The 12,243-nt window shown below is 43.7% G+C and carries 5 protein-coding genes; all 5 read left to right on the top strand.

All coding sequences use genetic code 11. The features are described from left to right. Window positions 1–341: 341 nt before the first annotated feature. Entirely contained in the window at window positions 342–1,754 is a 1,413-nt protein-coding gene (locus tag Q0954_RS16775; protein WP_299458650.1) for a hypothetical protein, read from the top strand. 151 nt (window positions 1,755–1,905) lie between these two features. Further along, entirely contained in the window at window positions 1,906–4,686 is a 2,781-nt protein-coding gene (locus tag Q0954_RS16770; protein ID WP_299458649.1) for a TonB-dependent receptor, read from the top strand. Between the two features lie 265 nt (window positions 4,687–4,951). After that, window positions 4,952–5,380, top strand: coding sequence for a hypothetical protein (locus tag Q0954_RS16765; RefSeq protein WP_299458648.1), 429 nt, complete (start codon window positions 4,952–4,954; stop codon window positions 5,378–5,380). Window positions 5,381–5,738: 358 nt separating this feature from the next. Beyond that, window positions 5,739–9,032 carry an RHS repeat domain-containing protein gene (locus tag Q0954_RS16760; protein ID WP_299458647.1) on the top strand — a complete coding sequence of 1,098 codons (3,294 nt, stop codon included), beginning with the start codon at window positions 5,739–5,741 and terminating at the stop codon, window positions 9,030–9,032. 26 nt (window positions 9,033–9,058) lie between these two features. Then, on the top strand, window positions 9,059–12,243 hold a 3,185-nt coding region (locus Q0954_RS16755), incomplete at its 3' end, for a DUF6443 domain-containing protein (protein ID WP_299458646.1).

Genomic DNA, 12,243 nt, shown 5'->3' with positions numbered 1-12,243 from the left:
ATTTTAGTATTACTTAAAAATGAATTTCCCCTTTAAATCATACATTCAATTCCTTATTTGAGCAAATCGATCAACTTTAAATTGTACAATAACAGTGGAGTGAAGTGATAAAAAAAGGCTTTTCTAATATTAAGTTTTCATTAAATAAATCTTATAAATCATTTAATTAATTTATTTATCATAAAAAATGCAATGCTGATTATCAGGTAGTTAGCGCCAAATTATCTTTGGTAAAGCCTGTTAATATTTAACATTTGATAACAAGGCTTTCATCTACGGTTAATATTAATTACTGACATTTGCGGCATCAAAAACAAAAAATATTAAAAACATTTAATCAAATGAGAAAGCTACTATACAGTACACTATTCTTATCTATGATGGCGTTTGTTTTTTCTTCTTGTAAGAAAGATGAAACAACCCCAACAAATCCGACTGCTACTTTAATAACAGAAGGTACAGATGCAGCTACCAGCCGGGCTTCTGTTACTTACAAAGATCAGGGCGAAGGCACAGGTACTACCACATGGACCAAAGATAAAGTATATATTTTGGATGGTTTGGTGTTTGTAAACGATGGACAAACCCTCACTATTGAAGCAGGTACAGTAATTAAAGGTAAGCCAGGCGAAGCTGCCAATGCCAGTGCATTGGTTGTGGCACGTGGTGGTAAAATTCAGGCAGTAGGTACAGCAACCGAGCCTATTATATTCACTGCTGAGTCTGACAAATTAGACGGTTCTTTAGGTACTCAAAACGGCCTTTGGGGTGGTTTAATAGTTTTGGGTAAAGCTGGCTTGAACTCTGGACAGGGACAGTCTGCAGTAGAGGGTATTCCTGATACCGAAACTCGCGGTTTGTACGGAGGTGCTGTAGATGCTGACAACTCTGGTACTTTAAAATATGTATCTATCCGTCACGGAGGTACTAACATTGGTGCCAACAACGAAATCAACGGTTTAACTCTTGGTGGGGTTGGTTCTGGAACTACCATTGACTATGTAGAGGTATTTGCTAACCAAGATGATGGTATTGAGTTTTTTGGTGGTACTGTAAGCGTTACGCACGCTGTAGTGTCGCACTGTGGTGACGATAACATTGACTACGATGAAGGATACCGTGGTGAAAACAACCAATTCTTCTTGATTTATCAGGCAGCGGCGGCTGGTGACCGTGGCGGTGAGCACGATGGTGGTACTTCTCCTGAAGATGGAACTCCTTATGCCACTCCTAAATTTTACAATATAACTTATGTAGGTAACGGTAGTAAAAGAGCTTTGACTTTCCGTGACAACGCTGGTGGTAAATACTATAACAGTATTTTCTTCAACTGGGACAAAGGTGTTGACATTGAGTACATCAAAGATGGCGAAAGCAGCAAAAAACGTTTTGATGCGAAGGATCTTTTGTTAGAAAACAACACTTTCAGTAACGTTACTGCGGGTACTACTGCTGATAAACTATTGGTACCTAATTATGTAAAAGACGACAACGATGTAATTGTTGCCGACAAATACCCTGCTGAGGCTGATCGTAACGCTTTTGTTGCTTCTTTGAACAGCTACTTTGCCACTGCTGGCAATACTTATGAAGCAAATGCGATCACTCGTGCCAATGTAGTACCTGCTACCAACAACACAACTGTGAGTGCTGGTGCTCCTACTGCTGCGGCTTACCGTGGTGCTTTTGCTGCTGGTCAAACTCCTTGGTACAACACCTGGACTGCACTTGCGGCTCAAAACCTTGTACAGTAATCATCTATACATTTATAACCTCAAGAACGGATACTTAGTGATCCGTTCTTTTTATTTTCATTCAACATTTTGGGTTAATTTTTAACTGATTTCATATCGAACAATATTTACCATCATATTCAAAAGTTTATTTAAAACATCATTAATACTCATGCAACGTATTTTACTTACATTTATCGGCATCTTATTGGGTGCCAGCGTCTTCGCTCAGACTGGTACCATTAGAGGTACTGTAACAGACGCCAAAACAGGGGAAGCACTTATTGGCGCTACTGTAGTAATCAAAGGAACCACCAATGGTGCCCCTACCGACATTGATGGCAAGTATACAATTGGGGACTTGGCAGCCGGAAAATATACTTTATTGGTACAGTATGTATCTTATCAAAACAAAGAAGTAAAAGACATTGAAGTAAAAGCCGGACAGGTAACCATACAAGATGTAAAGCTAGGTTCTGATGCCAAAGTGCTGGAAACCGTAGTAGTAACAGCACGCATAGAGAAAAAAGCAGAAATTGCTCTGCTCACCATGCAAAGAAAATCGGCACTGGTACAAGACGGTATTTCGGCGCAGGCGATTTCAAGAGCCGGCGATAGCAATGCTGCAGGTGCCATCAAGCGGGTAACTGGAGTATCGGTTGAAGGTGGCAAGTATGTATATGTGCGTGGCCTAGGCGATCGCTACACTAAAACTACTTTGAACGGTGCCGACATTCCAGGGCTTGACCCCAACCGCAACTCGGTGCAAATGGACTTGTTTCCGAGCAATATGATTGATAATATGGTGATTTTGAAGACTTTTTCGCCTGATTTGCCTGGTAACTTTACGGGTGGTTATATCAACATTACTACCAAAGACTTTCCCGATCGCTTCACATTTCAGGTAAACGCCAGTTTAGGTTTCAACGATCAGGCAACGTTCAACTCTGACTTCCTTTCTTATAACGGTGGTAGCATGGACTACCTGGGCTTTGATGATGGTGGGCGTCAATTGCCTGTCAGTCGCGAAGATGCCTTGCCTGGCAAAGAGAATTTCTCTAAAGATATTACACCTGTTACCAAGAGCCCTTTCTTAAATCAAAGCTATTCAGTATCGGTGGGTAACCAATACACAGTGGCAGGCCGACCATTGGGTTTTATAGCAGCCCTTTCTTACCGCAAAACCAACCAGTATTACGACAATGGCAAAATAGGTGAGTTTGGCGAAAAAGCCAGATTAGGTCGTTTTAGCCTCAATAGCGATGCTTCTTTGATCAACTCTTTGAACCCTGAATATACTGTAAGAAACAATGTAGGCACTGAAAATGTGCTTTGGGGTGCTGTATTGAATACTTCTTATAAAATAACTGACAAAAGTAAGGTAGGTTTGAACCTGATGCACAACCAAAGTGGTAAAACTGAAACGCGGGTGCAGCAAGGTAAGTACCAAGACCTGGACCCTGCCAATACATTTAACAGTATTGCATTAGACTTCCTAAGTCGTTCATTGTCTTCGGCTCAGCTAAAAGGGGAGCACGCTTTTGGCGAAGGGGTTAATAACATTAAATTAGACTGGATCACTTCTTTTACCGTGTCTCGTTTGAACCAGCCCGACTTGCGTTTCTTTAGCTACGAAAACGAGCCTAACGGCAGTATTGTAGTGCGCTCTAATGCAGCTCCTCGTCGTTTTTACCGCGATTTGACCCAAACCAACTGGGACAACAAGCTTAACCTGACGATTCCTTTCAAGTTGGGAGAAAACAAAGGTAAACTAAAAACCGGAGTAGCCTATGTGAGCAAAAACAGAGACTTTAGCCAAACTATTTTTGCGTATGCATCTAACCGTACCGACTTTGCCGCGGATGCCGATGGTGGGTTTGATTTTAACACTTACGTAGAAGTACCTGGTACGCGTATCCAGAATGGTTCGCAAGACCGTGATGTGTATAATGGCAAAGAAAATATTTTTGGTGCCTATATTATGGCTGATACCAAACTCAGCCCCAAGTTCAGGGTGTTGGCTGGAGTTCGTTTTGAGCGAACAGATATCTCTGTGATTAGCAATGACGCATCGCTTGTCAAAGGTTTGTTGGAAAACAATGATATATTGCCTGCCATTAACCTTACATACAGTTTGACCGAAAATATGAACTTGCGCCTGGCTTATGGTCGTACCCTGGCACGTCCTGTGTTCCGTGAGTTGGCTCCTTTTGACAGCTTTGATGCCTTTGGAGGGTTGATATATGTAGGTAACCCCAACCTTAAGCGTTCGTTGATTGACAATGTAGACTTGCGTTGGGAAATGTACCCCACCCCAGGAGAGATCATTACAGTAAGTGCTTTTTTCAAGAACATCAAAAACCCAATAGCTACCGCGTTTAGTGCGTTTACACCTAACCAACAAGTAACCTGGGTAAACCAGGAAGATGCGCAGTTGTTTGGTGCAGAGGTTGAATTACGCAAAAAACTTGGATTCATTGGTTTGAAAGACTTTACAATTGGCGCCAATGCCTCATTTATTGTGTCTGCGCTTAATATTGAAGCCCAGGAGTTGAGCCAAATCAGAGCCAACGATGTAAACAGAGTAACCGAGCTTGCCCAAGACGGCACACGTCCTTTGTTTGCACAATCTCCCTTTTTGATCAATGCCAACCTTAACTACAACAATATAAACAGTGGATGGTCTGCCAGCTTAAACTTCAATATTTTTGGAGAGCGTATGGCCATTGTATCTCGCAATGGTGTACCCGATGTATACGAACAACCTCGTCCGGTACTTGATCTTACTGTGGGTAAGTCGCTTGGCGAAAGATGGAAACTTACTTTGAAGGCACGTAACTTGTTAAACCCTGAGTATAAGTTTCTTATCAACTTTAAAGATGCCCAACACATAGTAAATAACTATACCGTAGGACGTACCTTTTCGTTGGGCGTAAGGTATTTGATTGACTAACAATGACGGATGACTGAACATTTGCTTATGAATAAATACACAATTAAATAAATTTTTGAATATAGAAAAGGACGCCTCTTTAAGAGGCGTTTTTTTTTGTATATTTTTCTTTGCTTCCCCGCTTTTTGGTAACTTTAGGCGTGAAAAATGCATAAGGTAAATTTAACTATGCGTTTGGTAGGTAAATGTACTAGCAAACAACCACAAGCAAATAACCTGAGGGTATCCTAAAACCATAACATATTATCCACATAATAATACCACAATGATGACTTTAAAAGACAATAAGTATACAAGTATTACGCTTGATACTACGATTCCTGCCCTGATTACTTTTATCAAAAAACCTATGATAGGGCAATCGTTTCGTAAGGAGTTTGAAGATGGTTTGATGCTATATGCCCAAAAAAGCAGAGAACTGGATCAATTGGGTTGGATCATCAATTTTGGCAAAATGTCGGCTTTCAAGGCAGACGATCAAGACTGGATGCACAACGAATGGAACAGAACACTCGCCAAAGCCGGGCTTACTCACCTGGCAATAGTAATGCCTGAGAGCATATTTGGGCAAATCGCGGTGAAGCGTTATGTAGCCCAGCAAGCCGAGTTTACCATTCAGTTGTTTGACAAGTTTGAAGAAGCCCGACAGTGGCTTGACAAAACCAACAAAACCATTTGGTTGCGTGAAGCATAGCAGTTTTTCAAAGATTTTAAATCATAGAGTTGCCCGATTTTTTCGGGCTTTTTTTTGTCTGTCATGTATGTTGCCTTTTGGTTAATCGTTAATGCATATTTTTGCCCAGGGAGACTATAGTGGGCAATTTATTTGAAAAAAGAAAGCAGAGCGTAGCCCAAGTATGCACATAAAAACCCCACTCATTTCAATGATTGGGGTTTTTTACTGGAGAAAAAGGGATAAAACGATACTTTTTTGAAAAAACTTCCAAAGTGAAGGATAAAAGTTGGTATGTAATAAGGAGGAGGCTTTCTCTAGTGGATTGAGCGAGAAAATGTAGGCTTTAGGAATGATTAAACTATTAGATAAAAAATTGATGAGAAAAAATACTGTATTACTGTTATTCGCTTTTTTTTGTGTAAACCTGTGCTGTATAAAACCTGTAAGGGGGCAAACAAGCAATGCAAACATTCAAAGCTTGATACCTGCATCTGCCGAAGCAAGTGGCTTTGGTAAATATGTAGATGTTCCGGTAAGTGCTTATACAGGTACCCCTGGTGTAGCAGTGCCCATAGTAAATGTCAGAGGGAAAACATTGACCTTGCCTGTATCATTAAGTTATCACCATAAAGGATTGCAAGTCGAGGGTCAGTCTGGACGAGTGGGGTTAGGATGGAATTTGAGTGCGGGTGGTATGATCACTCGTGTAGTAAGAGGAGAAGTAGATGAGAAAAGTGGGATGACACGCTACGATCAGGTTGCAGATATTCAAAATACAATTACGCAAGAGTTTTTTGGTAAGATAGATCAAGGCTTTCAGGATGGGGCGCCTGATGTATATACTTTTAATTTTTTGGGGCAGAGTGGTCGTTTTATTTTATACCAAAACAAAGCCTACTTTTTTTCGCATAGTCGTTTGAAAGTTACCCATTTTTCGGGAAGCAATTTATTTACCATTATTGGAGAAGATGGCACCACCTATACTTTTGACGCGGCGGAGCGGGTAAACCATATTTTTGGCAATATACCCAACATCAACACCAGTGACTATATCTCTTCGTGGCACCTCACACAAGTTATTTCAGCCAATAAGAAAGACACCATTACGCTACGCTATAATGCCGTGGCAACCACCATTAGTAAAAGCATAGCGTCTTATCGATATGCCTTGGGAGCTTGCAGTAAAAATAATGCGTCTGTACATACTCCAAGCGAAACCAATATCAATGGACAAGAGCTGGCTGCCATAGAAAGTAGCCTAATGAAAGTTGTTTTTAAGACAGATAGCCAGGTAAGGTTGGATGTGGCCAACAGAAAAGCGTTAAAAACGATTGAGGTGTATGACAAGCAAGACTTAAATCATCCGATAAAAACCATACAATTAGAGCAAGGGTATTTTGGCAACAATGTGCATCTAAAACTAAATAAAGTGACAGCGTATGACAAAAATCTACAGCCCAAGCCTTCTTATGTGTTTGAATACCATGAAGAATTGCCCGTGCCTGATCGAGCCAGTAAATCACAAGACCACTGGGGGTTTTACAATGGTGCCCAAAATACCACCCTCATTCCCAAATTGACTTCTGGGCAGCCTTATGGCAACGCCAACCGGAACCCTGACTTTGAAGCTACCCGCACCACAGTGCTCAAGAAAATGATTTACCCCACAGGTGGTCACACGGTATTTGAGTATGAACAAAATCATTATGAAAATATACCAAGTAACTCGGTAGCACTCAAAAACCAACAGGCGTCAGCCTCTGTAGCTCCCCCGGTAAGTAATGTCAATCTTACCACACGTAGTGTTTCGCTTACGATCGACTATCAACAAGTGGTTACTTTGCAGCATAATGTCAAAAGGTACAGAGCTACCTCAGGTCTAAAAGACAATATAAACGATATTGAGCTAAAGAATGCACAGGGTGAGGTAATCTGGTACATCTACACTACATACAATGCGCAGGCAGAGCAAGGAATTACAGGCACGATGCAAAAAGAATTGCCTGCGGGCAATTATACCTTGGTGGTAAACGCCGAAGGGGGGGACGACATAGTGGCCAGTGTAAATTATAAAAGCTATGATTATAAGGTAATTACCAGAAAAACGGGGCCGGGGCTAAGGATAAAAAGAATTACGGCTTACGATCGTTTGAAAACCACCCCAGCCAAAGTTCAAACTTATTTGTATGAGGGGGGAGTGTTGCAAATACCCACGCAAAATTATGCAAGCAACGTGGAGGTTTCTGTCCTAGAGGCAAAAGGCAGTAACCCTACCAATATAAGCGATTATGACTGTATTACCTGTAATTATACCTATATAGGCACCAGCCCCCAAGACTTTAGGTACTTCTCGCCTTATAGCCATTATGCCCTGGTATATACCAAGGTAACCGAGTTGATAGGCGACAACGGGGCAGGTGGTAAAAATATTACCTACTATGAAATACCCAACCAGGAAGATTTTAACAATGTGACAGTCAAGGAGCAAAAACAGCTGGCTTTTATGCCCGCTACCAATACTTTTCGCTTGGTCAACGAGGTGGCGTACCAATACCAAGAGGTGACAGATCGTACATTTTGGGCCATTATAATCAGGGTGCTGAGCACCAACCAGTGTAACCTGGGCGGTAATAATTTGAAAGATTACTTTCGCGAGTCGTATACCCTGCCTATGCGTTGGCGGTACTTGACTCAAGTCACCGAAAAAAGCTACGACGATCGCAATCAGGTCATGATCAATACCACCCATACAAGCTATAGCAGTATACATCGCTACCCTAACGAGGTAATAAGCGTGAACTCGGAAGGTGAAAAACTCATTCACCGAAAAAAATACCCAGAAGACTATACCCATGCCATTGCGGGTTTTTTGGTAGATAAACACATATTGGCGGTAGTGCTTGAAGAACAAGTATGGCAAGAAAAGGCGGGAGTTCAAACACTATTGAGCGGCAAGGTGATTGCAATTGATCCGCTTGTTTTACAACCCAAAAAAGTGTACAGCCTTGAAACCAATGAGGCATTGACCAGCCTCAACCAAGCCACCCAAACCGGGCCATTGTATAACACATTATTAAGCGACAGTCATTATAAACTGGCGGCTACTTTTGGGTTTGACAGCGAAGGCAACATCCACTTGCAGCAAAAAAACAATGACCTTAGCATAGCTTATTTGTGGGGTTACCACCACCACTACCCAATTGCGAGGGCAATCAATGCCTTGCCCCAACAAATTTTTCATACCAGTTTCGAAGACCTAGAGCCCTCTTCTCACCTGGTAGCTACTCAGGCGTATACTGGCAATAAAAGCTGGCAAGGGAGCTATAGAATTCCGGTGGGGCAAAAACCAGCAGCGGGCAACTATTTATTGACTTACTGGGAGCGCGTAAATGGCAAGTGGGTGTTTAGGCAAAAAAAACTGAGCTACGACCCCAACACCAACCCGACGTTGGTAAATACCACTCATCTGATAGATGAAGTAAGAATGTACCCTGAAGACGCCCAGATGTATACCTATACTTACCACCCTATATATGGTATGACCTCAGGTACCGATGCCAACGGGCGTGCTATACATTATGTATACGATGCCTGGGGCAGGCTAACCCTAGTCAAAGACCACGAACAAAATATTATTAAAAAATACACCTATACCTACCAACAAGATTAATCTATAAATTACTTAACGATCAGACAATGAAACGTCAGTTAATCAATTACCTCATCATAACCGCTTGTTTACTACTGACCCAAGCGCAAGTGTATGGGCAAAACAGCCATAGTAGCTTTAGTTTATCCACTAGAGTTACCTCTTCTTGCGGAAGCGCCACAGGTACAGTGACCGTAAATATACATAAGACATTTCCGGGCAGTGGATTTGTTTACCTTCAAAAAAGCACCAATGGAGTCCATTGGACCCAAATCAACCCTGCTTTGGGAGAAGTTCTATTCGACATACACCCCACCGACATGTCGTTTCGCTATCATTTTAGTGGGCTTACCCAAAATACCTATTTTCGGGCGATCAATGGGGTAGGAGTGGGAGTCTATGCGACCAATCGTAGCCTGGTGACAGTCAATAACGCGGGGGCTCCGGCTGCTGGAACCATCCAAGGCTTGGGAAGCGGGAAGTTTTGCTCGTATGCCAATGTACACCTTACTTTGCAAAACTACGGCTATAGCAACGCCAGCCTCAACAATAGCTTGAGCATTGTTTGGAAAGCCAAGGCTATAGACATTCCGGAGAGCTATGTGACCATTGCATCAGGGGCAAGTTGTTCGTTTGTGGCGGGCGAGTATACCCAAGTGTTTGCCGAAGTAAAGTATACTGCTTGTAACTACACCGCTACTACCCCAGTGGCTACTATTGAGTCTTACAACTTTTTAAGCGCAGGCACCATATCAAGTTCAGTGGCCGAACTATGCACTGGGGCGGCTGAGCATTTTGTGCTCACTGGCACCGTAAATACCAATGATTTTGCTATAGTCAAGTGGCAACGCTCGCCGAACAGTGGGCAAAGCTGGACTGATATAGCGCATACTTCTGCAGTATTGAGCGTAAACCCCGCGAGTTTAAACGCTGGTATTCTTTATAGCTATAGGCTGGTAGCCACCCATAAAACCTATATGGGGTGCAACCCTGTATACAGCGCTGTGGCAACTGTTGCTACTCGCTTATCGCCCCCTGCGGCTATAGATGCAGGCACTGTAAACAGCTCCGTTGATAGGTTATGCGCGGGATCGTCAGATGAGGCACGTTTGTCTTTTAGCTTTTATAATAACCCAGCTTACCGAGTGGTAAAGTGGCAACAATCTGCCGATAACGGCCAAACCTGGACCGATATTTCTGCTACTACAGCCACTTTGTCGGTAGTAGCCAATGGATTGAACGCAGGCACTACTTATTGGTACCGGGTGGGAGCCGAACACCAAGACTACCAAGGGTGTAGTTTGTTGTATAGTGCGGCTACCAGCATTGAGGTAGACACTACTCCTGCTGTGCCAGTGCCTAGTCAATCGATGTTTGTCCGCTTTGGACCTGGCCCTGTCACTGTGTCGCTAAATAATCATCCCGACTTGATAAGTTATCAATGGGCGGGGTATCCGGCGGTCATCAAGGCCAGGCATTTGGCCCTTGACTATGTGTCGGGAGATAAAAATATAGAAGTGCGAGGAGTCAATGCTAAAGGTTGTGTGAGTCCTCCTGCCATTGTTCAAATAAAAGTGATGCCTCTCCCCGTATTGAACGCTTCCTGGCGGTACCAAAGTGAGGGCAGTATTTTGCATACTTTATGGGTGGCATCTATCTACGACTCTTACCAATGGTTTAAAGATGATTTACCAATCAGTGGAGCCACCCAACCCTCTTATCAAACAACTGTCCCTGGCACCTACAAACTACGCATTGGATACCAAGGGGCGAGTTATGAGGTGGCGAAGGTGGTTACTGGTGAGGTAAACACGCCTACCCATAAACTCAATCAATGGCAAGAAGAAGTAATAAGGGTGCCTGGGATAACCCAAGCAAACGAGGTAACGGCTTTGTCGGTGCTCCAGGGGCAGAAGCTGGCCACTGTACACTACTTCGATGGGTTGGGCAGATCTGTTCAGGCGGTACAAGTACAGTATTCGCCCAATAAGCGCGATGTAGTGCAAGGAGTGGTATACGATGAGCTGAGCCGCACTACCAAAGGTTTGCTGCCTTATACTGCTCAAAACGCGCAACCAGGCAATGTAAGGCCTAATGTATTGAACGAACTGTTTTCGTTTTATCAAAACACGCCCCACATTGCCCATACTGCTCACCCCTACAGTGAGCAAAAAGTAGAAAACGCTGCCCGTGGCCGAGTGTTGCAAATGCTGGCTCCTGGCAATAGTTGGGGAGGCGCAGGCAAAGGAGTCACGACTGACCTGTGGACCAACCCTGACCCTGAGCAGGCTGGTACGACTGCGCTGGAAAAAATACGGCGATTTGAGGTAAACAACATAGCCGCAAATGCGGAGCTGACGAAACCCAAAGACGAGGTGATGCTAAGTAGCCCCAGCCCCCATACCTTGCACCGGGCGGGGCAAAAGATCATACTCAGCGAGGGCTTTAGCATTGGAAACAATGACCCCACCATTAGCTTTGAGATTGTGGCAAGCGACCAAAACAAACCTACTGCCACGGGTTTTTATGCCGCCGGGCAGCTCAGCCGGGTAAGGGTGACCGACGAAGATGGCAAGCAAACCGAAGAGTTTAAAAACAAGGCCGGACAAGTGGTGCTCAAACGTGCCAAAGTAGACGCCCATACCTGGGCACAAACTTATTATGTGTACAACGACTTTGGTCAGTTGAGCTATGTATTGCCTCCAGCGGCAGTAAAAGCACTGGACGACGCCAATTGGGATTTTGCCGCGGTTGATGCCCAGCTCGACAAACTTTGGTACCGTTATTATTACGATGCCCGTGGGCGCCTCATCAGCAAAGAAGTGCCTGGTGCAGGCAAAGTAATGATGGTGTACGACAAACGCGACCGTTTGGTGCTTTCGCAAGATGCCAACCAACGCAACCTGGGCAAGTGGAGCTTTACCAAGTATGACCAGCTCAACCGCCCCGTAATGACGGGCGTGTACACCAGCGACCAAACCCGTTTGGCGCTACAAAATACTTTAGAAGCTAATTTTGGCAACCCTGGATACGCCAGCCACGAAACATTTGACCTGGCGGGCACCCACGGTTATACCAATGTAAGTTTTCCGAATGCTGACCTGGATGTTCACTCGGTGACTTATTATGACAATTATGCCTGGAAAAATGGAAGCACTGCCTACGACTATTCCGTATTGGATGCTCGACTGGCGACCGAGCCTGTAAACTACCAGGTAAAAGGGCAGGTAAC

It is taken from the genome of uncultured Microscilla sp. (genome assembly GCF_947493425.1).
In the GTDB taxonomy this organism is placed as follows: domain Bacteria; phylum Bacteroidota; class Bacteroidia; order Cytophagales; family Microscillaceae; genus Microscilla.
This window is presented reverse-complemented; position numbering and strand designations above follow the sequence as displayed.